Genomic DNA, 22,867 nt, shown 5'->3' with positions numbered 1-22,867 from the left:
TCAGCCTCTCTCCACCCTCTCGCTTCCCTTGGTGAGGTAAGCGTTCACGTCGCTTTCCTTAATGCGGTAATTCTTGCCAACCCTGATGGCGGGTATCTGCCCGCTCTTCACCAGCCTGTAAACGGTCATGTTGGACACCCTCAGGATATTAGCCACTTCGTTGACCGTCAACAACTTGTTGCCGAAACTCTCCCCCAACACCTATCCTCCAAGCTTTTATTGGCTTCGACTCTTGCGACATCCTTTCCTTCCGCATACCCTCTTAAAGCGCACCTCGCAAAAAGACAATATTATTCATCGTAAACATCATCAACAAACTTTAGCTGTTTTTAATATCTCCAACATACTATTAAAAGAATATATAAAAGCAATTCTAGTTGTCAATATTAGACAAAATTAACAGGAATCTCCCCCGCCAATACCGCCCAACTCTTCGCCCCATCCGCCCCGGCCATCATGGGGAAGGCAAACCGCTTACCATGCCTATCCAGGGACCTGCACGTTTGGCGCTGGCCTTCCCCCCGAGCCTTAGGGCATGTACGTGGCGGCCACGATGGCCTTTTCTCTTCAACCCTTGGAGAATTGGGATATGAGGGAGAATATGGGCATGTACAGCGAGATGACGATGGTGCCCACCACCACGCCCAGGAAGACGATGAGTACGGGCTCGAGCAGTGAGGTCAGGGCCTCCACCGTCGCCGCCACTTCGGAATCATAGAAGTCCGAGACCTTGTTCAACATGGTGTCCAGGGCTCCCGTCTCCTCCCCGATGGCCAGCATCTGGGTGACCATGGGCGGGAAGAGCGGGCTCTGCCCCAGCGGCCTGGCGATGGATTCCCCTTCCTTGACGCCGGCGCGAACGTTGTCCACCGCCTCCGCCACCAGCATGTTGCCCACCGTGTTGGAGGTTATCTCCAGCGCCTGCAGGATGGGCACGCCGCTGGCCACCAGGGTCCCCAGCGTGCGCGAGAAACGGGAGAGGGACATCTTGTGGAACAGCGACCCGAAGATGGGGAGCTTCAATTTAAGGGCGTCGAGCTTGCGGCGACCGGCCGGAGTCTTGAGCCACCTGCGCAGGAAGACGAAACCCACGATGAGGGCGACGATGAGCAGCGCTCCCTTCCAGCTTGCCAGGAAATGGCTGATGCCCACGATGATCCGGGTAAGGAAAGGAAGGGTGGCGCCCATGTCCCGGAACATCTTCTCGAAGATGGGTACGACGAATATGAGCATGACGAAGAGGAGCAGGACGGAGATGGCGAACATGGCGACCGGGTAGGTCATGGCCGATTTGATGCGCCTCCTTATCTCGTCCTCGCTCTCGAGCGTGGTGGCGATACGCAACAGCACGTCGTCGAGCACGCCGCCGATCTCCCCGGCCCTTACCATGCTGGTGTAAAGGTCCTTGAAGATCTTGGGGTGCTTGGACAGCGCCTCCGAGAGGGACCTCCCCATCTCCACCTCGTGCTGCACGTCGGCGATCACCTCCGTGAGCACGGGGCTTTCCGTCTGCTCCGACAGGATGCTCAGGCACTTCACCAGGGGAAGGCCCGCGTTGATCATGGTCGCGAACTGGCGCGTGAAGACCGTGATGTCCTTTGGTTTTACCTTCGGCTGGAGGATGCGTATCTCCTTCTTGGCGATGGGGACCCTCTCCTCCTCGACCCCTATGACGAAATACCCCATCTCGCGGAGTTTCTGGGATACCGCCTGCTCGCTGTCGGCCTCCAGCTTGCCGCTAATTATCTTCCCCTGCCGGTCCCTCACCCGGTAGGAATAGGTGCGCGCCACGATCTCCTCCCCTTCTTTCCGAGCCCATCCTGTCTAAAGCGTTTACTTTATTAACACATACAACATCTTCAACAATATTGTCAATGCTGACCTGACGTTCACAGCTCTTTACAGCATTTACGCCAGGCCATCAATTGATTTATCGTAATTTCAACACCAACCTTTAACGGGAAACGCCCCGGGAGGCTCAGAGCCCTCCCTCGTACCCCCCCGGCAAAGCCACGTCGCAATCCTCGTTGATAAGCCTCACCAGCGTTCCCGTCTTCTCTGTATCCGTTTCCCGCAGAAGCCTCACCATGTTGAACGCAACCGCCTCCAGGTAGAGCCGCCGCGAGCCCTCCGCGTCTCCCAGGGCGCCGTACATTATGGCGAGGTCCTTGAGGATGGAATATCTTCCCACGAACTTGCCACGCAGGGCCGCGGCCTTCTCGAAGGCCTCCCTGGCATCCTCCTTGCGACCCTCCATCATGTATATGTCGGCCAGGGCGGCGTAGAGGTCGGCGGAATCCGGGTTCGCCGCCACGCCCCGCAGGGCGAAGTCCAGCGCCTCCTGGTGCCTTCCCGCATCGTATATCAGCCCGCTCACCACGTAATAGGCGTCCACGTAATGGGGGTCGAGATAGGAGACCAGGAGGTAATACGCCACGAGTTCCCGGTCGTCGCCGTAGGTGTGATGGAGCTTGTCGGCCTTGATGAAGTAAACGTAGGCGAGGTACTGCCTTATCCCCCCCAGGAAACGCGTGAGGCTTTCTGCGGAGGGGAAGCCCCCGTCCCCCTTCGTTCCCGCCGGCGTCCCGTCCAGGGCCGCCTGGAAGAATGTTGCAAGCAGCAGAAGCGCCGCCGCCAGGACGAGCGTCTCGCTTCTCAACGCCTTTCTCAACGCACCCTCCTACCCGTCAGCGGCCGCGCCTTACAAGTCCTCTCTTCCGGAAAAGGCCTCTCCCGGGGAGAATGCTTTCCGCTCGCGCCCCTCTTCACCGTTCCGGCCCGGGGCGCATGCTCACAGGTCCTTCCTCTCGAAGAGGAGGACTCCCGCCGCGGCAAAGATGACGATGAAGGAAACGGCCAAGCCGAAGATGAGGGCGAGTTCGACCGCCCCCACCCTGAAGATCCTCTCGCCGTGGGCCACCGTCTCGTTTATGTTCATCCTCTCCAGGTTGGGCAACATGTAGTAGAAGATGCCCGCGAGCCCGCGCAGCACCGGGGAGTTCTCCGCGTTGCTCATGGCGTTGTGGAGGAAATCCCCCTTCACGTGCGCCACAACGTAAAAGAGGCCCGTCAGGAGCACCCCGGGGATGGGAGTGATATACACGGACACGAGCATGGCCACCGAGGCCAGGACGGCGCCCTCCAGGAAGATGGCGAAGAAAGCCTTGGCCAGCCCGGGGTTCAGGACGCGATAGCGCGCCCCCACGAACGCCAGGACCACCAGGTAGGTGAAGGCCAGGCTCGCGGCCAGTACGACGAGGACGCCCAGGTATTTCCCGACGTAGTACTGCCTCCTACGCAGGGGGCGCGACAGCGTGTTATAGATGGAGCGCCTCCCCGCCTCCCCCGGGATGATGGTCGCTCCCAGGATCACGGCCAGCACGAAGGCCATGATGCTGGTCAATCCCAGGGCGGCCTCACGCGCCAGGTCCAGCTGTACCCCGACCTCCGCCGTGGGGAGCATGGGAACGAGCAGGATGAGTAGCGCGGTGAAGGCGAGCACGGCGTAGAAGACCTTGCGGTGAAGCGCGTCCATCACCACGCCCCAGGCCACGGCCGCCGTTTTGCTCATCTCCATCCACCCTCCCCTGCGCCTCCGACGCGGGAGACGAAGAACTCCTCCAGGGTCATGCGCCGCGGCCTCACTTCCTCCACCTCCAGGCCAGCCGCGATAAGGGTGTGCAGCGCGGGATTCAGCTCGCCGCGGCGCACGAAGAGTCCCGTGCGGTCCGCATTCCACGTGGCTGAGGGTGGAAGGGCGGGGGTTTCCTCTCCCACCGCGCGCCGCAGCCTGATCTCCAGCTCGTCTCCGGAGCGCAACAGCTCGTCAAGGCTTCCGGAGGCCACGTTCTTCCCCGCGGCCACCACCGCCACCCGGTCGCAGATCTCCTCGATCTCCGACAGTTGATGAGAGCTGAGAAGGATGGTGGTGCCTCCCTCGCGAAGGCCTGCCAGTATCTCCCTTACCTGTACCTTTCCCAGCGGGTCCAGCCCGGTGGACGGTTCGTCGAGCACCAGGAATTCCGGCTCCGCCAGCATGGCCTGGGCCAGCCCCACCCGCTGCAGCATCCCCTTGGAGAATTTTTCAAGGGGCAGATCCGCCGCGTCCGCGAGTCCCACCAGGTTCATGAGATGGCTGCAGCGCTCCCGGATCCTCGCGGCGTCCATTCCCGCCAGGCGCCCGTAATAGGAGAGAAGGCGGCGCGGCGTGAGGTAGAGCTCGAAATAGGGCTGCTCCGGAAGGAACCCCATGCGCGCCCGCGCCCGCGGGCTCGTCCCCTCCTCCCCCAGTACGGTGAAGCTCCCGGCGTCCGGTCTGGCCAGGCCCATGATGATCTTGAGGGTGGTGGTCTTGCCGGCGCCGTTGGGTCCGAGCAGGCCGAAGATGCTCCCCCGCGGCACCTCCAGGTTAAGCCCGCGCAGCGCCTCCCGCCGCGCCCTGCGCCACCTGACGGGATAGCTCTTGTAAAGCCCCCTTACGGCGAGGACATGCTCCATGGCTCAAACCGTCAACCTATCAGCCTCTCCATCTCGTCACGGTTGTTGCAGCGGGACATGGCGACCTCGTACGAGATGATGCCGCGCTTGTAGAGGGCGGCGATGGACATGTCCATGGTCTGCATCTTGTACTGCCCTCCAGCCTGCATGGCGGAGTAGATCTGGTGCGCCTTCGCCTCGCGGATGAGGTTGCGTATGGCGGATGTGGCCACCATCACCTCCACGGCCGGGATACGAGACTGCCCGTCCTTGGTGGGCAGGAGCTGCTGGGTGACGATGGCCTGTATGGTTGCGGCGAGCTGCATGCGCACCTGCTGCTGCTGGTAGGTGGGGAAGACGTCTATGATGCGGTCGATGGTCTGCGGCGCATCCTGCGTGTGCAGGGTGGCGAAGACCAGGTGCCCTGTCTCGGCGGCGGTGAGAGCCGTGGAAATCGTTTCCAAGTCCCTCATCTCCCCCACAAGGATGACGTCCGGGTCCTGGCGCAACACGTACTTGAGGGCGTTGGAGAAGGAGTGGGTGTCGCCGCCGACCTCGCGCTGGTTGACGATGCACTTCTTGTGCACGTGCAGGAACTCGATGGGGTCTTCGACGGTGATGATGTGCAGGTTGCGGTTCTCGTTTATGATGTTGATCATCGCCGCCAGCGTGGTGGATTTCCCCTGCCCCGTGGGACCGGTCACCAGGATGAACCCGCGCGGCAGCATGCAGAAGTCGTAGAGCACGCTGGGCAGGTTGAGCTCTTCCACGGTCTTTATGCGATAGGGGATGATGCGGAAAGCCGCTCCGATGCTGTTGCGCTGGAAGTACGCGTTCACGCGGAAGCGCGCGCTCCCCGGCACGGAATACGAGAGGTCGTACTCCAGGTTGCTTTCCAGCTGTTCCCGCTGCCTGGCGGTGAGTATGCTGTAGACCATGTCCCGGGTGTCGTTGGCCGTCAGGCGGGGATACTCCTCCAGGCGCACCAGCACCCCGTTGATGCGCATGACCGGAGGCGCTCCCACCGTGATATGCAGGTCGGAGGCTCCCCTTACCAGCACCTCCTCCAGAAGCTCGTTGATATCCAGTTTGGCCAAGCTCATCTCCTCCTCTCGCAGTACCCTCTGCCGAACCCCATAACCCTTCTTCGCCTCGTCGTTATCACCTCGCGGTCACCCGCGACGACATTCTCAAGCGGCCTCCTCCCGGGCCGGCGCTCCCGCCTCCGGGATTGAGGTAAAGGTGTCACATGATGACCCGCAACACCTCCTCCAACGAGGTTATTCCCTGCCGCACCTTGATGAAACCCTCCTCGCGCATGGTCCTCATCCCCTCCGACCGCGCCATCTCCGCTATCTCCACGTGGGGGGCGTTCCTGGCCACCAGGTGCTCTATGTTCTCAGTCACCTCCAGGACCTCGTAGATGCCTATCCTTCCCTTGAAACCGGTGTTGTTGCACGCCGGGCACCCGCGGGCACGGAAGAGCACGTGCTCGCTCTCGCCTTCCCACTTGAAGCCTATTTTTTCCAGGTACTCCTCGTCCGGCTCGTAGGGCTCCTTGCAGCGCTCGCACAACCTCCTCGCCAGGCGCTGGGAGCTCACGCAGTCCACGGCCGAGGCGATGAGGAAGGGCTCGATGCCCATCTCGAGGAGGCGGGTGAGGGCGCTGGGGGCGTCGTTGGTGTGCAGGGTGGAGAGCACCAGGTGACCGGTGAGAGCCGACTCTATGGCTATTTGTGCCGATTCGGGGTCCCTGATCTCTCCGATCATCACTATGTCCGGGTCGCAGCGGAGTATGGAGCGCAGCGCGGATGCGAAGGTCAGTCCCGCCTTGTAGTGCACCTGCACCTGGTTTATGAGGGGCAGGCGGTACTCCACCGGGTCCTCCACGGTGATGATGTTCTTCTTTATGGTGTTGAGCACGTTGAGGGTGGCGTAGAGGGTGGTGGTCTTGCCGCTGCCGGTGGGCCCGGTGACCATGATGGTGCCGTAAGGCTTGTGGAAGCTGCGCGAGTACACCTCCAGGCTGTCCTCGCTGAAGCCGAGTTCCTCCAGGCTCATGAGGGAAGCGCTCTTGTCCAGCACGCGCAGTACCACCTTCTCCCCGTAGATGGTGGGAAGGGAGGCCACGCGCAGGTCGATCTGCTTTCCCAGGATCTCCACCGAGGCCCTGCCGTCCTGTGGCAGCCTCTTCTCGGCGATGTTCATGTCCGCCATGACCTTTATGCGGGCGACGACACCCGGGTGTATCTGCTTGGGGTTTCTCCTGATCTCGTGCAGCACGCCGTCTATGCGGAAGCGCACGCGCACGTCGTGCTCCATGGGCTCTATGTGCACGTCGCTGGCGCGGTCGTTCACCGCCTCGGATATGAGCAGGTTCACGTACTTCACGATGGGCGCGTCCTCGGCCTCCGCCTCGCCGCCTTCCTCCGCCATCCGCTCAGCGAAGTCCTCCGTGGAGAGGTCTATATCCGTTTCCGTGCGGCAGTAGCGGTTGATGGCCGCCACGATATCCTCCTTGGTGGCCACCACCGGCTCTATCTGCATCCCCGTCATGATGCGCACGTCGTCGAGGGCGAAGACGTTGGTGGGATCGGCCATGGCCACCACCAGCTTGTCGTTCTCAAAACCGATGGGGATGAGGGTGTAGCGGCGTGCCACCTCTGCATCCACCAGCGACGAAGCGGAGATGTCCACGTCGTAGTTGGCGAGGTCCACGTACCTGAGGCCGATCTGGCGGGCGAGAATGGAGGTGAGCGCGCCCTCGCTCACCATCTTCATGTCGATGAGTACCCTGCCCAGGGATTCCCCCGTCTCCTTCTGCCTCTCCAGGGCCCTCTGCAGCTGCTCCTCGTTGATGATGCGGTTCTTTACGAGGATCTGTCCCAGTTTTTCCTTCTTAGGCTTCTGCATCTCCGGTCGTTTTTCCCTTCTTTTCCCCTGCCTTCGCAGTCGTCGCCGCGGCATACGCCGCCCGCATCTCCTCCAGGGGAGCCTCCTCTCCCGTCCAGAGCCTGAAGGAGGCAGCGGCCTGCCGGACGAGCATGCCGCCGCCGTCGGCGGTCCTCGCCCCGCGCAGGGACGCTTCCCGGAGGAAAGCTGACCCATGGGCGCCATACTTGAGATCCACCGCCCATCCGCCTTCCTCCAACCCTGCGAGCGGAAGGGCGAACAGCCACTCCCCTCCGGCGTCCGCCGGCGTGCAGTTCACAACCAGCGCGGCGCGGAAGGAAGGCCCGCCCGTATTGCAACCCGTTCTCTCAACCCATATCTCGGTAGAGGGAAACTCCCTCTTTAACATGCCCGCCATGTCGCGTGCCCTTTCCTCCGTGCGGTTGAATATGATGATGGGGGATGCCCCTTCACGCGCCGCGGCCAGGGCGACCGCGCGCGCGGCCCCTCCCGCGCCTATCACGGCCACGCAGCGCTCCCGTATATCCATCCCCTCCTCCTCCATGAAGGCCCGAAAACCCTCCACGTCCGTGTTGTAACCGATGATCCTACTCCCCTCCACGAGCAGCGTGTTCACCGCCCCAAGCAGCGACGCGTCCCCCATCAGCTCGTCCGCGCAACGCGCGGCTTCCAGCTTGTGGGGCACGGTGACGTTTGCCCCCCGGAAACCCATGGCCCGCAGTCCCCTCAGGGCCTCCGCCACCTCGCCGGGCGGGACGCGCAGGGGTACGTAGATCCAGTTCATCCCCCGCGCGCGGAAGGCGGCGTTCTGTATCGCGGGGGACAGGGTGTACGCGATGTCGTGGCCGATGAGGCCGACAAGCTGGGTCTCCCCGTCCACCATGCAACCGTAAAGCTCCGTCTCTCTCACCTCACATTCCATCCCTTCCCCATCGCCACAGGCGGCGTCGCGTTTCCCAGACCGCAAGCGGTCCCTTCCCCTTCCGCGTGCCGGTTCCGCTCGGCCCGCGTCGCTCACTCCGTCCGCCGCTCACTGACCCCCGTATGGCTGCCCCTGTCCGCCCCCTCTTGCGTCATCCCTCACACAATTAAATATCCGTCAAGGACATGCTTCCTTCAAGTGCGGACGTGTTAGCCTCTCCAGTGGGAGGTGGAGGATCCGGAGGCGGCGTTGGCGACGGCGCGTCATCCCCGGCACGCATCCCCGTCGCCGCCCCGCGCCACCACGACCTCGACCGTTACATGAAATTCACGCGCTATACGCTTATGCTATGCCAACCGTCACCCCGGTCGGCGGGGGGTCATTTATCGAGGGTCTTGAGGATGTCGTATAGCAGCCCCAGGAGAACCTTCTTGACGTCCTCCTTCTCCAACGCGTTGCATGGGATTATCTGGATATCCCCGTCTATGTTCAGTTCCTTCCTGATCTGCTCGATTACCTGGGAGTGGTTGCCCTCGGGCACCCGCGTTGCCCCGATCACGTAGGGCGCGTCCGAGAGGGTGCCGAAGAACTCCAGTATGCGCCTGCCCTCGGCGAAGGTCTCCGGTCGGCTGGCGTCCAGCATGAGGATGTACCCGAGCATGCCCTCGCTGAGTATCTGCCACATGAAATCGAACCTCTCCTGGCCCGGGGTCCCGAAAAGGTAGAGCACGATGTCCTTGGAGATGGTGATGCGGCCGAAGTCCATGGCCACGGTGGTCTCCGCCTTGACCCTGCGCGTCGAGTCCGAGATGGCCCTCTCGGTGGAGACGATGGCGATCTCGCTTATACTCTTTATGAAGGTGGTCTTGCCCGCGCTGAACGGGCCGGTAACCACGATCTTAAAGGACCGCACTTCTTACTGCACCCCTTACAATCTCTTGATACCGTCGATTATGCGCATGATGATGCTCTTGGTCACCGCCTTGTCCCTCTTAACCTTGGGCACAGGCTTTCCCCTATCTATTTCCTCCACCCCGCCCTCTTCTCCTTTCGGTTTCACTGGTATCTTTATCTTCTTGGTGGGCTGCGGCACCGCCGCCCCCGTCAACTCAGCGAGCTCCCGCTCCAGGGAGTATCCTTCCGGCTCGTATCCTTCCTCGTATTCCTCCTCCGCTCCCCTGGCGTACTCCCCGGGAGCCGCCGCCGTCTCCCGCTGCGCCTCCAGGCCCGCTTCCTCCAGGGCCTCCCGTGCAGGTTCCGCCACAGCCCCCGCCGCCGGTCCTTCAGGGCCCGTCAACCGTTCCAGCAGCGGCTGCGGCGCCTCCAAGACGGGAGGGACCTCGGCAGCTTCCGCCGCCGGCTCCACCACCGGTGCCACCGCGGGGGGCGGCGTCTCCGCCACGGGCGGCGTCATCGCTTCCGGCATGGCCGTGAAGGGGGCTTCCTGCGGCGGAGGCGCGGTTTCGAGGGTCTCCCCCGCGGCGGGCGGCGTCTCCACCAGCTTCTCCAGGAGGTCGAGGGGCTGCGGCGCCTCCAAGACGGGAGGGACCTCGGCAGCTTCCGCCGCCGGCTCCACCACCGGTGCCACCGCGGGGGGCGGCGTCTCCGCCACGGGCGGCGTCATCGCTTCCGGCATGGCCGTGAAGGGGGCTTCCTGCGGCGGAGGCGCGGTTTCGAGGGTCTCCCCCGCGGCGGGCGGCGTCTCCACCAGCTTCTCCAGGAGGTCGAGGGGCTGCGGCGCCTCCAAGACGGGAGGGACCTCGGCAGCTTCCGCCGCCGGCTCCACCACCGGTGCCACCGCGGGGGGCGGCGTCTCCGCCACGGGCGGCGTCATCGCTTCCGGCATGGCCGTGAAGGGGGCTTCCTGCGGCGGAGGCGCGGTTTCGAGGGTCTCCCCCGCGGCGGGCGGCGTCTCCACCTCCCTTACGACCCCGGCGGGAGGCTCGCCGGTGCCCGTTTCGCCCCCTCCTGCGAGCAGCTCCCTCTCCAGGGCCTCCAGTTCCTCCTCGATGCCCGGCGCTCCCGCCGCGGCGGTGGCCTGCGCCTCGAGTATCTCCCTCTCCAGCTCCTCTATCTCCTTGAGCAGGTCGTCTTCCACCTCGCCGCCTGCAGCGGCGGCGGGCGCTTCCTCTTTCTCTCCTATATCGAAGAAGGTCTCCGTGGAGGAGGCCTCAGGTTCCGATACGAGCGAGATGAGCTCCTCTATCTCGGCATGACCTTCCAGGATGGCCAGTTTCTCTTCAACGGGGATGTCCTCGAGCATAACCCTCTCCAGGATGTCCGCGTCGGCACCCTCCGGCCGCGGCGCGCCGGCAGGAAGGAGCGGCTCTTTCTCCGTCTCCTCCCGCTCCTCGATGGGAGCCGCGGCCACGGCCTCCTTCTCCTCCACGGGGATGTCCTCGAGCATCACCCTCTCCAGGATGTCCGCATCGGCACCCTCCGGCCGCGGCGCGCCGGCAGGAAGGAGCGGCTCTTCCGCAAGCTCTTCCAACGGCAGCCCGGCGGCGACTCCCCCCGCACCGCTCAACTCATGAAAGGACTGCGCGACTTCCTCCACTACCTCATCTCCTGCCTTCTCGGGAGCGCCGGGCTCTCCGGACACGGCGACGCCCGCCTCCTCGGCCTCGGACTCCTCCCGTAATACTGCCTCCCCTTGCGGCGCGGCGACCGGTTCTCCCGCCCGCAACCTGCTCTCCAGGATCCTGGCGGGGTCGATAGCGGGTGCGCGCGTCTCGCCCGCTGCAGCCGGTTCCTCTGCTCTCGGCCCGATGGTCTTCTGGAGGTGGCTCTTCCATTCCTCGGGTATCTGCTCCGGCTCGAGCTCGGGTATCTCCTCCTCGCCGGCCAACCTGGCGATCTTCCCGTACTTCTTCTCCAGGTAAGCCCGTTTCGCGGCCCTCGCCTCCGCGCTCTCCCTGGTCATCTTCTCCCCCTCGAAGGGGAGGGCGGTCACTGCGGGGGTACCGGGGACCTTCTCCTCCTTTTCCTCCGCCTCGGGCTCCTCCAACTCCATGCCCTCGGGAAGGAGGGAGCTTATCTTGCGCTTCAGCTCCTCCAGCTCGGCTTCCTTGGTGTCGATCTCGAGGACCCGCTCCGCCTCCAGCGTCTCCTCCAGGGTGGCCCGCTTCATCTCCTCGACCACCTGCTCTTCCTTCCTCTTCTCCTCCTCGAGGACCTGGAGAGAGCCGGGAAGGGGGGCTTCCCCGACGGTTGCGGGCCCTTCTTCGGCGGCCTCCTCGGCGGCCTCTTCCACGGCGACCTCTTGCACGGCTCCTTTCACGGCCTCCTCGGCGGCCTCTTCCGCCCCTTCTTCCGCCGCCGCCTCCGTGACCGCTTCCGCTTCCATCAGCTCCTCGACGACTTCCACCTCCGGCGCGACGGGCGCTTCCTCGATGAGGATCTCGCCCTCCATCTCGTCGCCCAGCTCTATCTCCACCGCCTCCACCATCCCGGTGGCGGCGCCCTCCAGGACTTCCTCCGCCATGCCCTCCGCCGTTATACCCGGAAGAACGGCGGCCTCTTCCCCGCCGGCAGCCCCTTGCGCCCGTTCCCCCGCGAGTGCCGCCTCCCGCGCTTCGGCGACTCCGGGTACGCCCACTTCACGGGCGGCCGTCTCCCCCCGGGGAACGGCCTCCACCTCCAGCATGTCCATCACCGACCCGATGGCCTCGCTCAGCTCCGGCTCCGCCTCCCCGGCCCCGGTGAGGGCCGCTTCTTCCTCGAGCAGGGGTACGCCGCCTCTCGTCAGCTCCCTGTCCACCGCGCTCTCCGCGGGCTCTTCCACAAGCTCCGGCGCCCCCGTCACGGCGCTCTCCGCCTCCGTGGCCGCCCCCTCCTCCCTACCTCCGGAGAGAAGCGCCTCCTCGAGATCCGGTACCTCGACGACCTCCTCAGCTCCCGCCTCCTTCTCCAGCTCCTCCGCCAGCCGCTCCAGCCTCCGGTCGGCCTCCTTCTCCTCCAGGTCGGGGGTGACGTTCTCCAGCAGCCCGGAGCTGATGAGGCCGTAGAGTATCTTGCAGGCGTGCAGGGTGCTCATCCCCGTCTGCTCCACTATCTGGCGCACCGTCTTCTCCCCGTCCACGTGGGTGAGCACCATCCACTCCTCGGGCGTCAGGCTTATCTGCGCGGCTTCCCTCCCCTGCATGGAGGTCATGCGGAAGACCACGTCCAGGTGGGGTATCTTCTTCTCGATACGGTTCCACTCGTCCAGGCGCCGGGAGCCCTCCATGATGAGCTCCTCGGTGCTTATGGAGAGGCCTATGTCTTCCTCGGGGAAGACCATGCCCGGTTGAAAGTCGAACTCGCCGTCCGTCCAGCGCAGCATCTCGAAAACGGCGTCCTGTATCTGCTCCTCCACGAAGACCTCGAGCTGCTCCTTGGTGATGTAACCCATGCGTATGAGAAGCTGCCCCAGCCGTTGCCCGCGCGCCTCCTTCTTCTGCATTTCGAGCGCCTCGTCCAGCTGCGCCTTGTTGATGATGCCGGCTCCGAGCAGCTTCATGCCCAGGGACTGCCTCTTCCAGTTGGTGGTGGCGAAGAAGACCTCCCCGTTGCGGAAGCATATGTAACCCCTCGCCTGTCCCCGCGTGAGGTTGAGCGTCCCGTTCTTCTTGCTGAAATTCAGCAACTGGAACAGGTCCGGGAGGCTGAAATCCTTTAAACTTCCCTTCAGAGCCATGCCGCCCGTTTCTCCTCGAGGAGCGCCACGAGAACCGTCGTGTTTACGCTCATCCTCTTCTCGTCTCGTCTTTTTCTCATTACATATTAATCGTATGCAAATCCGTTTTTTATTACCCCCCTCGTTTATCATCCACCCCCATGCAGCGAGACGCAAGCAAGCGCCCGTCTTGACCCTCCGCCCCGCCGAGGCCGTCACCGCCCGTCCTGATAGTGCCCTCTCTTTCGCCTCTCTTTCACTCGTATTCGATGCGGAATTCCGACTTGATTATCTCGGCTATCTTCTTCGCCGCTCCCTTGACGTCGTAGAGCACCAGGCCCAGCTTGCTCCCCTTGCGGACCAGGGCCGTGAGCACCGCGTCCTCCCCGGCGGCCATGAGGAATACGTAGCCCGCGTTTCCCTCGACGAAGACCTGCGCCAGCTCCCCGCGCCCGAGCTCCTCGGACGTCCTCTCCCCCAGGCTCAGGAGGGCGGCCGACATGGCACCCAGCCTGTCCTCCTCGAGCGTGTTGGGAAGTACCGACGCCATGACCAGACCATCCATGCTCACCACCGCGGCCGCATCCACCTCCGCGGACTTCGCGACCAGCTCGCTGAGTGCGTTGCGCAGTCTTTCCTCCCTCGATTCCGCCAAGTATGCAACCTCCCGCAGGTAAGATCGTTTTCCGTAACCTTAGCGGCTCATTGGAACAACTTCTCCAGCTCTTCCGCCGTCCTCTTCGCTTCCATGAAGACCACGCCCAGTTTCGCCTCCGGCTTCACCAGGAGCGACAGCAAGGCGTCCGGCCCGCAGTGGACCAGGAGGAGATAGCCCTGGTCGCCCTTCACATAGACCTGCTCCAGCGCACCGCGCTTGAGATCGCGGGCCGCCCTCTCTCCCATGCTCAGCACGGAGGCCGAGAGGGCTCCTATCATCTCCTCGTCGGCATCGTCCGAAACGTCCGACGCCAGGGCCATGGCGTCCGAGCTGATGAGCACCGCGGCCTCGATCTCCGGCATGCCCGACCTGAGCTCCCTCAGGATGGTGTTCATCTTCTCGATTCTTTCCGAAGCCAAGTCAACCTCCAGATAAGCCGCTATAGCTCCCCGTCACGGCGACCGGTCTCCCGTGCCTCTCAGAGAGAGCTCTCTATGGCAGGGAGAAACTTCCGGATGTCGTACCTCGCCTTGCCCAGGTTGGCTCCCGCGGGCAGGATGGAAACCAGGATAGCGTCGCTGCCCACCGCGCTCATCAGTATGGCTCCCTTTTCGAATTCGAACATCGCCTGCGCCATCGGTCCCTGGGCCAGCTCCAGTCCGATCACCTCGGCAGCCCCAAGGGAGCTTGGGGCTATGGCGCCCACGGCCTCCAGGTGGGTTGCATCCTCTCCCGCCGTCTCGATGATGAAACCGTCCCTTCCCACTACGAGAGCCGCTCTCACCGTTCCCGTGGCCACGAGTTCCTCGAGTACCTTCCTCAGATCGGGCAAACCGCACCACCTCCTGCCCCGTGGAGAAAACGGCTTTCTCCTCCTTCTTTCCGCATCGTAGAATAACCAGCCCCAGTGCGCATAATCGGCCGCCGCGGGGCAATATTTCCGTTAGTATTGTTGCTCAATTATACTAAAGTTAATTAGTTTGTCCAATAGTTAAGTATCGACATTTCCGGTTTTTTCTTGAAGCTGCCTCCCTTCATCCCTCCTCTCAGCACCTCGATGGCCGCGTGCGGCCGCCGTGCTCCGCCTTGCGAGGTGGGTAGAACCGCCGCTCCCGCCGTACCGGGCGCACCGGCGAACCCTCCCCTCCGCCCACCCGCCTCCGGCGACTTCATCGTCATTCAACATGATTGTGTTTTAACCGGGGAGCGGTTGCAACTCACCGACCCACATCAACGCCACGGTCGCCTCGGCACGGGGTCGCTTCACCGCGCATCGTCGCGAGATCGCCGCCTTGCCGTCTCCGTGATGATATATCGTATGCAACCGGATACTTCTTCATAATCAGTTATCCGTCCCTCGATTGGTGCCGTCCGAGCTCCCATGGACACGCCCCACGAGTATCCCCCCTACGTCAGAAGACGGCCCTGCACTTGGCCTTCGTCCTCTCGTCCCACGAGTGGGTCCCCGCCCCCAAGCCGGCGACGGTCAGGGCCTCCGCGCGACAGGCCTCCAGGCAGCTGAGGCAGCCTATGCAGCTGTCCGGGTTGACGACCTCAGGCACGCCGTCGCCCCTGGCGAAGACCGGATATTCCGTGTTCTTCACCTGGGGACAGGCATCCAGGCATTCCCAGCAGCCTATGCACCTCCCGGCGTTTACCTGCGGCGCCGTTATCCTTTCATCATCTTCCAATCTTTACCTCCAGCGTCTTCAATGCAGGCCGCAGGGGACACACGGGGCATAAGCCCTGACCACCATCTGCAGTACATCCGTTGTCCTCGGCTCTCCCTCGAGCCCCATCTCCCCCGCGACCTTCGCCAGGGAACTCTCGAGCACGCGCAGATTGAACTGCAGGGGCGTGATCAGCCTCACGTCCTTCACCAGGCCCTCCCCCGTCACCTCCACCTCGTAGACCATCATGCCCTCGGGCGCCTCCAGCACGGCGGCCCCCCTGCCGGGCGCCGGCGACACCGCCACGGATATCTCGCCCTGCGGGGGCTCCTCCAGCAGCTCCCGCATCCTCTCCCAGGCATGTATCATCTCCAGGACGCGCAAAGCGTGTCCCACCAGGCAGGCATGGACGGGAAACCCCCACTGAGCCCTGACCTCCGCGAGCTCCTCGTCCGCCAAGGGAGTCCCATAACTACCGTTGACGTTTATCCTGGCGAGGGGCCCGACACGCAGCTCCCCGTGACCCTCCAGGCTTGCTGGCCTCACATGACTGTGGGGGGAGTTCTCCTCCAGCAGCTTGTTCGCGAGCTCCCCGTGAGAGAGCACCGTACTTTCTGCGCCCTCCGGGGAAGCGATCACCGCGTTGCCGCCGAGCAGCGTCATCCCCCCCGCGCCGCGCAGGGCGAGGGAGGGGACGGGCACGTTCCCCATCCTGCTCGCCAGCTCCTCGCTTCTCCTGAGGAGCAACTTGATGAGGCGGGCCGTCTCCACCAGGAGGGGCCTGGCCTCCTCCAGTTGCGAACGCAACCTCTCCCTGCCCTCCTCCGTGATGTCCCGGGCGGCGCCGCCGGGTCGGAAATTCACGGGGTGGACGGCGCTTCCTCCCACCTCCCTCAGGACCGTGGTCCCCAGGGACTTGATGCCCAGCAGCCTGCGCACCACCTCCTCGTCCACCCTGTAGATGCTCACGATGTTGCGCAGGCTCGGGTCCGAGGAGGGGAAGAGCAGGTCGGGCAGCCCGTGCACGGAAAGGGACACCGCGTGGCGCTCGAAAAGCTGCCCGTGCATGGCCAGCTCGCGGAGGGCACGCAGGCGCGGCGGCGTTTCCACCCCCAGCGCCTTCTCCACGGCCATGGCCGCGCCCACCTGGTGAAAAACGGAATCGCACCCGCAGATGCGGGAGACCAGGGGCAGGAGGTTCTCAAGGTGTGCGCCGGATACGATCCTTTCGAACCCCCGGTAACCGAAGGCCGAGAAACGCGCCTCGGGCGGGGCCGCCTCCTCGCTCACTATACGGAGGGTTGCGGTCCCGTTTATCCTGGTGACGGGATCCACCACCAGCTCAGCCAAGTGAACTCACCACCTCGATGCCTCCTACCCCGCAGGGCCCGCAGGCTCCTTCCTACCTCCCGCCCATGCGGTGGATGTACGGAGAACTGCCTTCCCGGCGCCGCCTCCTCAACGCCGGCTCCGCGAGACAGAACATGAAACAGGTGTGCGCGGGGTCGTTCACGGCCTCCTCCACCTCGCCGGCCTTTTTCCCCGTGGCTCTCGCCAGGCGCCTCACCGTCTCCCCCTTCAAGTCCGTCCCGGGGTCGAGGAGCGCGCGGTCGCTGGGCCCCCGGCAACCACGGCACGGCACCCCCATCTCGGTGGGGCAGCGGGCACCGCATCCGTCGCGCGTCAGGGGCCCCATGCAGGCGTAACCCGACTCGATCAGGCATTCACCTTTCCTGGGCGGGGCTTCCGTCGTGCGCCTGGGCCCGGGCTGCGGCAACTCCGGGCAGGAAACACGGCATTCCGCGCACAGCGTAGAGCCCTCGCGCAGGGGCTGCGTGCCGGCCAGGGCGGCCTGCAGGAACCCCTTCATGAGCTCCTGCGTGGGCGGGCAACCCGGGAGGTAATAATCCACCTTGATGAACGAATCCAGGGGAAGGAGCCGCTTTACGCCGCCGGGCGCCCCCTCGCAGGGCTCACCCCCGAAACGCCGCCTCATGATCTCTTCTTCCGCAAAGCGGTCCGCCAGCCCCTGTACGCCGCCGAAGCAGGCGCACGTTCCCAAGGCCGCCACGCGCGCCGCCTTCTCCCTCACCTCGCGTGCCCTGGCGAAATGTCCCGCATGCCGCACCGTTCCTTCAACCAGGGCCAGATCGACCTCGGCTATCTCGCGGCTGTCCATGAGAAAGGGCGCGAAGGATATCCTGTTCTCCCCGATGATGGTGTAGAGATATTCCTCGAGGCCGAGGAATACCGCCTGGCAACCCAGGCAGGAACTCAGGGACAGCAAAGCCACCTGCATGTCTTACTCCAGGGTCGTCTTTAACACCACAAGGCATGCCCCCGGTCCCGCGTGCTCGGTGTGAAGATCCACCTTGCGCCCGAAGATGCTCTGCAGCATGCCCGCGGCGTAGCCGTGCACCGCCTGGCAGGCCACCCCTCCCAGCTTAACGCCCGCGGCCAGGCACGCGTCACGGACGGGGCACCCCTCGAAGAGAAGGCGGATGAACATCTCCTCAACCTCGTAGACCCAGTAATCCTCGTCTTCCTTGTTCTTCCACAGGGTCACCCTCCAGGCCCCGTCCCGCTGCGGGAAGATCCAGGACAGGGCGCGCTCCAGGTCGTCGGTGCGGTCGTACGCCCGCGCCTCCCTCGTGCCCAGATCCTTGCCCGCGAAATACATCAGCTGTGAGGTGGAACGGCCGGTCACTTCCTCGCCCGCCAGGTTGAGGATAGCCAGCGCTTCGCTGAGCGCGCGCAGGCGCGCGTCAGGGGTTTCCATGTCCTCAGCCACTGCCCGACCTTCCTCGTGAGAGTAGCGGCTTCCTTCCTTTCCTATTAAACATGAAACGGCTGCGGCGCGCCAACAGACCCGCGTGAAGCGGAGGGAGGACGCCGGCGCCCGACGCGCGCCGCACGATTGGAGGACATGTGCGACGTACCGCGGCGCGCCTCCCTATCACCACGCGGCGAATCAGCGCGTTGCGCCGGCACGCCCCGCTCTCAGTTCCCCTGCACCTCCTCCTTCACGCGCAGGAACTCCGCGTAATCGGACGTGAAGAAATGGCCGCCGTCACCCGTGGCCACGTAGTACAGGTAGTCGACCTCCGCGGGCTCCAGTGCGGCCCGCAGGCTCGCAAGGCCCGGGCTGCAGATCGGGGCGGGCGGCAGCCCTTTATGCAGGTAGGTGTTGTAGGGGGACGGCGTCTTAAGGTCCTCGTAGGTGAGCACCGCCTTCCATGAGGGGAGGGCGTACTGCACCGTGGCGTCTATCTGCAGGAACATGTCCCTGCGCAGGCGGTTGTATACCACCGCCGCCACCAGGGGTCTCTCGTCGTCGCGCATTGCCTCCCGCTCGACGAGGGAGGCGACGATCACCGCCTGGTAGGGCGTAATTGACAGCGCTTCCGTGCGCGACCAGTCCAGTTCCGAAGCCTCCGCCTCGAATTGCCTCAGGAGGGTCTCTATCACCCCTTGCGCGTCGCTTTCCGGCGGCAGGTCGTAGGTCTTGGGAAAGAGGAAGCCCTCGAGGTTCCCGCGCATCTCGGGCGGGATGAAGGAACACTCGAAGATACCGCTTCCGGCCACGCGCAGGAATTCCTCGCGCGGTATCCCCAGGGCCTTCTCCACCTGAGCGGCCGTCTCCGCCACCGTGAGCCCCTCGGGCAGGGTGAGGCGCAGCTGGTAATTGGGTCCCGCCTCCAGGGCCGCGAACACCTCCCCGTACCTCATGCCGGTGTAGAAGAGGTAGTGGCCGGACTTGAACCTGCCCTGCCTTCCCTGCAGCCACGCCAGCAGCCGGAAGATGCTGGCCGAGGTGATGATGCCTTTCTCGTGCAGCTTTGCGGCGATCTGCGAGGCAGATTCGCCCTCTTCGATGGTCACGTGAACGGGTTCCTCCCCCTTCGTGGGGCAGAAATAGTGCAGGTAAAGGACTGCGCATAACGTCGCCGAAAGGAGCAGCGCCAGCAGGAAGACGGCGATGCGCCTCCTGCGCCGTACGCGCGCCCTCCTCTCCGCCCTCGTCTCCGTCGCTCCCGCCTCGAGGACCCGCGTACGCGTAACGTGTCTTCCGGCGGGGCATCGCCCCTTCTCGCCTCCATCGCCCTGACCACCATGCTCCTCCCAGGCCTGCCGCGAGGACACGGGAAGGGCGTCATCGCCGCGGCCTTCCACGGGCTCACGCTCGCCGTTCCCCGTCAATCCCGTTCCGCCTTCCTCTTCCCGTCCAGGTACGACTGCAGGACGAGGGAGGCGGCTTCCGCGTCCACCCCTGCGCGCCGGCGCCGTTTCCCTCCCTCGCGCAGCCTCCTCGTCGCCTCCACCGTGGACAGCCTCTCGTCCCAGAGGATCACCTCGAGGGACGGCAGCGCCCGCAGCGCTTCCGCGTACCTGCGCGCCACGGCCGCCTGGGCTCCTTCCCTGCCGCGCATGGTGAGAGGAAGCCCTATCACCACCTCCCGCACGCCTTCCGCCACCTTACCGGATACGTACTCCCGCAAGGCCTCCGGGTCAATGTCGTGCAGGGTCTCCAGGGGATAGGCATGCACTCCCAACGGGTCGGAAACGGCCACCCCCACGCGGCGCTCGCCGATATCCAGCCCCAGGCTACGCATGCCCGTCTCCCAGGCCCCGCCTTATCTCCTCGGTCACCTCCTGGAGGGCTTCCGCCACCCTCCCCGCCTGGGAACCGCCGCCCACGGCCATGTCCGGCCTGCCGCCGCCCCCCCCTCCCAGCAGCGCGGCCGCCCTCCTCGCCAGCTCCACGGCGCTGAGCCCCTTTTCAACCAGTTCCCGCGAGAGGTGGACCACGATGTTCGCCTTGCCTCCCTGCACGGCGGCGATGCTCACCGCCTTCGCCTTCCTCCTCGCCAGGGTCCTCTCGGCGAGCTCCCGCAAGGCCTGGGGGTCGAGGTCCCTCACCTCCGCGGTGAGGAGAAGCCCCCCCGCGACCTCGCTCTCCCGCCAGGATATGCCCCCGTCCACCAGCGAGGACATCTCCTCCTTCTCCCTCCTGCGCAGCTCGCTCTCCAGCTCCTTCACGCGCTGCTGCAGCCGGCTCAACCTCTCGGGCAACTTCTCCACGTCGACCTTGAGCGAGGATGCCATCTCCTCCAGCATGTCGCGGCGGCGGCGCACGTAGCGGTAGGCTTCGCTGCCGGTCAGGGCCTCGATGCGCCGCATGTTGGCGCCGATACCCGCCTCGCTCACCACCACCAGCATGCCGATCTCTCCCGTCCTCGCCACGTGGGTACCCCCGCAGAGCTCGCGGCTCAGCTCGTCCACCTCCACCACCCGCACGTAATCCTCGTATTTCTCGCCGAAGAGGGCGACGGCGTTGATGCTCAACGCGTACTCGTAGGTGGTGACGTATGCCCTCACCGGGTAATCCTCCATGACGGCCCTGTTGGCCATCTCCTCCACCCTTGCCAACTCCTCGCGGGTCAGTGGGGCGTAATGGGTGAAGTCGAAGCGGAGCCTGTGGGGTTCCACGAGGGAGCCCGCCTGCTTGGCATGGTCTCCCAGAACGTGCCGCAGGGCATTGTGCAGGAGGTGCGTGGCGGTATGGTTGCGCCTTATGGCCATGCGGCGCTCACGGTCCACGCTGGCCTCCACCTCTTCGCCCGCCACGAGCCTGCCGCGGACGACCCGCGCGCGGTGGGCGGTGAGGCCTCGCGTCGGATGCACCGTATCGAGCACCTGCGCCTCTCCGGAAGGGGATGCTATCAACCCGGTATCGCCCACCTGGCCGCCCTTCTCCCCGTAAAAGGGGGTGCGGTCGAGGAAGAGCTCCACCTCATCCCCCTGCGCCGCCTCGGATACCGCGCGGCCGTCCCTGACCACGGCCATTAGCCTCGCGCGGTCGCTCATGGTCTCGTACCCCGTGAAATGGCTCTCGCCGTAGTTGTCCAGTATCTCGGCGTATATCTCCTGCTCCTGGGCGGAATAACCCTCTTCCACGCGCGCCGCCCGCGCCCTCTCCCTCTGCTCCCGCATGAGGGCCTCAAACCCCTCCTCATCCAGCTCCAAGCCCTCCTCACGCGCCAGCTCCCGCGTCAACTCCAGCGGAAAACCCAGGGTGTCGTGGAGGTAGAACACCGCCTCGCCCGGCACCGTGCGCTTCCCCTCCCTGCGCAGGTCCTCCATGGTCCCGGCCAGGTAGACGAGCCCGCTGCGCAGCGTCTGCGAGAACCTCTCTTCCTCGCCGCGCACTATGGAGACGATGAAGGAGCGGTCCCGCTTCAGTTCGGGGTATGCGTCTCCCATGATCTCCAGCACCACGTCCACCAGGCGGGGGAGGAAGATCTCCTCTATCCCCAGCAGCCGCCCGTGGCGCACCGCGCGCCGTATCAGCCTGCGCAGTATATACCCTCGATCCTCGTTGGACGGCAGCACGCCGTCGCCCACCAGGAAGGTGAAGGCGCGCGCGTGGTCGGCCACTATCTTCACCGATATGTCGCTTTCCCCGCCCCTCCCGTAGCTCACGCCGCCGAGGTCACATACGGCCTGCAACACCGGCGCCAGCAGGTCCGTCTCGAAGTTGCTGGCTACCCCCTGCATGACCGAGGCGAGCCGCTCCAGTCCCAGTCCCGTGTCGATGTTCTTCGAGGGCAGGGGGTGCAGGCCGCCCTCTGCGTCGCGGTCGAACTGCATGAAGACCAGGTTCCACAACTCGAGGTAGCGGTCGCAGTCGCATCCCACGCGGCAATCGGGCCTGCCGCATCCGTACTCCTCCCCCTGGTCGTAGATTATCTCCGAGCAGGGGCCGCACGGACCGGTGGTGCCCATGTCCCAGAAGTTGTCCTCCTCGCCCAGGCGGACGAGGCGGTCTTCCGGAACGCCCACCACGTCTCTCCAGATCTCGTAGGCCTCGTCGTCCTCCCTGAAAACGGAGCAATACATGCGTCCGGGGTCCAGCCCCATCACGCCGGTCAGGAACTCCCACGCCCACGGTATGGCCTCACGCTTGTAGTAATCGCCGAAGCTGAAGTTGCCCAGCATCTCGAAGAAGGTGAGGTGACGCGCCGTGTGACCCACCTTCTCGATGTCCGTGGTGCGCACGCACTTCTGGCAGGTGGTGGCCCGCGTGAAGTCCGGCTTCTGGAGGGCGAGGAAGAAGGGCTTGAACTGCACCATGCCCGCGTTGGTCAGAAGCAGGGTGGGGTCATCGGGTATGAGGGAGGAGCTCTTCACCACGCGGTGTCCCCTCTCCCGGAAGAACTCCAGGAACCTGTCCCTTATCTCGTCGCTGCGCAAGTCCGTTCCTCCCCGTGAAAGACGACGCCATGCGCCCCGCCTGCCGCGAGGGCATGCCCGGTATCGTGTTCCATGTTCGCTTATTCTACATCATCGCGCGCTTGGCGCGCATGGAGTCGCGGCAATCTACCGGGGGTTCCCGCGGGGGCTGCGCGACACGCACGGATCCATTGCGTGTAGGTCCGTTCTCCCCGCCTCCCTTGCGGCGGTAAGCGGGCGTCGGCACCATGCCTCGGGCTTCCCGCCCCCGTTTCGGAGAGGCCCGCGAGGCCCGCTGCCTGCGGGCGGCCAGACAAGCAGGGCGGTCCTGCAACGGT

20 protein-coding genes are annotated in these 22,867 nt (G+C 64.7%); all 20 read right to left on the bottom strand.

Features of this window, described 5'->3' with window-relative positions:
- On the bottom strand, positions 1 to 198 hold the full coding sequence (locus tag H5T73_02450) for a helix-turn-helix domain-containing protein (GenBank protein MBC7246628.1): 198 nt from the start codon (positions 196 to 198) through the stop codon (positions 1 to 3).
- A 369-nt stretch (positions 199 to 567) separates the two neighbouring features.
- Positions 568 to 1,791, bottom strand: coding sequence for a type II secretion system F family protein (locus H5T73_02445; GenBank protein MBC7246627.1), 1,224 nt, complete (start codon positions 1,789 to 1,791; stop codon positions 568 to 570).
- A 187-nt stretch (positions 1,792 to 1,978) separates the two neighbouring features.
- Positions 1,979 to 2,659, bottom strand: a complete 681-nt coding sequence (locus H5T73_02440; GenBank protein MBC7246626.1) for a tetratricopeptide repeat protein — start codon at positions 2,657 to 2,659, stop codon at positions 1,979 to 1,981.
- A 132-nt stretch (positions 2,660 to 2,791) separates the two neighbouring features.
- Positions 2,792 to 3,577, bottom strand: coding sequence for an ABC transporter permease (locus H5T73_02435; GenBank protein ID MBC7246625.1), 786 nt, complete (start codon positions 3,575 to 3,577; stop codon positions 2,792 to 2,794).
- Positions 3,568 to 4,497 carry an ABC transporter ATP-binding protein gene (locus H5T73_02430; GenBank protein MBC7246624.1) on the bottom strand — a complete coding sequence of 310 codons (930 nt, stop codon included), beginning with the start codon at positions 4,495 to 4,497 and terminating at the stop codon, positions 3,568 to 3,570. The genes H5T73_02435 and H5T73_02430 overlap by 10 nt, the downstream gene beginning before the upstream one ends.
- Positions 4,498 to 4,508: 11 nt before the next feature.
- Positions 4,509 to 5,564: a type IV pilus twitching motility protein PilT gene (locus H5T73_02425; protein ID MBC7246623.1), complete on the bottom strand. Its 1,056-nt coding sequence runs from the start codon at positions 5,562 to 5,564 to the stop codon at positions 4,509 to 4,511.
- A 157-nt stretch (positions 5,565 to 5,721) separates the two neighbouring features.
- Positions 5,722 to 7,389 carry a type IV-A pilus assembly ATPase PilB gene (pilB, locus tag H5T73_02420; protein MBC7246622.1) on the bottom strand — a complete coding sequence of 556 codons (1,668 nt, stop codon included), beginning with the start codon at positions 7,387 to 7,389 and terminating at the stop codon, positions 5,722 to 5,724.
- Positions 7,376 to 8,299 carry a shikimate dehydrogenase gene (gene aroE / locus H5T73_02415; GenBank protein MBC7246621.1) on the bottom strand — a complete coding sequence of 308 codons (924 nt, stop codon included), beginning with the start codon at positions 8,297 to 8,299 and terminating at the stop codon, positions 7,376 to 7,378. The genes pilB and aroE overlap by 14 nt, the downstream gene beginning before the upstream one ends.
- 391 nt (positions 8,300 to 8,690) lie before the next feature.
- A complete protein-coding gene (locus H5T73_02410) occupies positions 8,691 to 9,224 on the bottom strand; it encodes an ATP/GTP-binding protein (protein ID MBC7246620.1) in 534 nt (177 codons plus the stop codon).
- Positions 9,225 to 9,239: 15 nt separating this feature from the next.
- Positions 9,240 to 12,989 (bottom strand): DUF4388 domain-containing protein, encoded by a 3,750-nt coding sequence (locus H5T73_02405; protein MBC7246619.1) that lies wholly within the window; start codon positions 12,987 to 12,989, stop codon positions 9,240 to 9,242.
- Positions 12,990 to 13,224: 235 nt separating this feature from the next.
- Positions 13,225 to 13,623 (bottom strand): roadblock/LC7 domain-containing protein, encoded by a 399-nt coding sequence (locus H5T73_02400; protein MBC7246618.1) that lies wholly within the window; start codon positions 13,621 to 13,623, stop codon positions 13,225 to 13,227.
- A 47-nt stretch (positions 13,624 to 13,670) separates the two neighbouring features.
- Entirely contained in the window at positions 13,671 to 14,021 is a 351-nt protein-coding gene (locus H5T73_02395) for a roadblock/LC7 domain-containing protein (GenBank protein MBC7246617.1), read from the bottom strand.
- An 83-nt stretch (positions 14,022 to 14,104) separates the two neighbouring features.
- Complete coding sequence (locus tag H5T73_02390) at positions 14,105 to 14,458, bottom strand: roadblock/LC7 domain-containing protein (protein ID MBC7246616.1); 354 nt, start codon at positions 14,456 to 14,458, stop codon at positions 14,105 to 14,107.
- Positions 14,459 to 15,038: 580 nt separating this feature from the next.
- Positions 15,039 to 15,299, bottom strand: coding sequence for a 4Fe-4S binding protein (locus tag H5T73_02385; GenBank protein MBC7246615.1), 261 nt, complete (start codon positions 15,297 to 15,299; stop codon positions 15,039 to 15,041).
- 36 nt (positions 15,300 to 15,335) lie between these two features.
- Positions 15,336 to 16,646 (bottom strand): nickel-dependent hydrogenase large subunit, encoded by a 1,311-nt coding sequence (locus H5T73_02380; GenBank protein ID MBC7246614.1) that lies wholly within the window; start codon positions 16,644 to 16,646, stop codon positions 15,336 to 15,338.
- A 52-nt stretch (positions 16,647 to 16,698) separates the two neighbouring features.
- Positions 16,699 to 17,595 (bottom strand): hypothetical protein, encoded by an 897-nt coding sequence (locus H5T73_02375; protein ID MBC7246613.1) that lies wholly within the window; start codon positions 17,593 to 17,595, stop codon positions 16,699 to 16,701.
- 3 nt (positions 17,596 to 17,598) lie between these two features.
- The gene (locus tag H5T73_02370) at positions 17,599 to 18,087 is read right to left on the bottom strand and encodes a hypothetical protein (protein ID MBC7246612.1); all 489 of its coding nucleotides are present in this window, start codon (positions 18,085 to 18,087) and stop codon (positions 17,599 to 17,601) included.
- 209 nt (positions 18,088 to 18,296) lie between these two features.
- Positions 18,297 to 19,496, bottom strand: coding sequence for an endolytic transglycosylase MltG (gene mltG, locus H5T73_02365; GenBank protein ID MBC7246611.1), 1,200 nt, complete (start codon positions 19,494 to 19,496; stop codon positions 18,297 to 18,299).
- Complete coding sequence (gene ruvX, locus H5T73_02360) at positions 19,493 to 19,909, bottom strand: Holliday junction resolvase RuvX (protein ID MBC7246610.1); 417 nt, start codon at positions 19,907 to 19,909, stop codon at positions 19,493 to 19,495. The genes mltG and ruvX overlap by 4 nt, the downstream gene beginning before the upstream one ends.
- The gene (alaS, locus tag H5T73_02355; protein MBC7246609.1) at positions 19,902 to 22,550 is read right to left on the bottom strand and encodes an alanine--tRNA ligase; all 2,649 of its coding nucleotides are present in this window, start codon (positions 22,548 to 22,550) and stop codon (positions 19,902 to 19,904) included. Before alaS ends, ruvX begins: the two co-directional genes overlap by 8 nt.
- Positions 22,551 to 22,867 lie beyond the last annotated feature (317 nt).

The organism is Actinomycetota bacterium, assembly GCA_014360655.1.
Taxonomy (GTDB): Bacteria; Actinomycetota; Geothermincolia; order Geothermincolales; family RBG-13-55-18; genus JACIXC01.
The sequence above is the reverse complement of the archived record's forward strand: the minus strand, read 5'-3'. Positions and strand labels throughout refer to the sequence as shown.

Bases quoted from the DNA above. Each gene is read 5' to 3' on its own strand.
- H5T73_02435 (MBC7246625.1), bottom strand. From the start codon at position 3,577: ATGGAGATGAGCAAAACGGCGGCCGTGGCCTGGGGCGTGGTGATGGAC.
- H5T73_02430 (MBC7246624.1), bottom strand. From the start codon at position 4,497: ATGGAGCATGTCCTCGCCGTAAGGGGGCTTTACAAGAGCTATCCCGTC.
- pilB (MBC7246622.1), bottom strand. From the start codon at position 7,389: ATGCAGAAGCCTAAGAAGGAAAAACTGGGACAGATCCTCGTAAAGAAC.
- H5T73_02405 (MBC7246619.1), bottom strand. From the start codon at position 12,989: ATGGCTCTGAAGGGAAGTTTAAAGGATTTCAGCCTCCCGGACCTGTTC.
- H5T73_02395 (MBC7246617.1), bottom strand. From the start codon at position 14,021: ATGAACACCATCCTGAGGGAGCTCAGGTCGGGCATGCCGGAGATCGAG.
- H5T73_02375 (MBC7246613.1), bottom strand. From the start codon at position 17,595: ATGCAGGTGGCTTTGCTGTCCCTGAGTTCCTGCCTGGGTTGCCAGGCG.
- ruvX (MBC7246610.1), bottom strand. From the start codon at position 19,909: ATGCGTAGCCTGGGGCTGGATATCGGCGAGCGCCGCGTGGGGGTGGCC.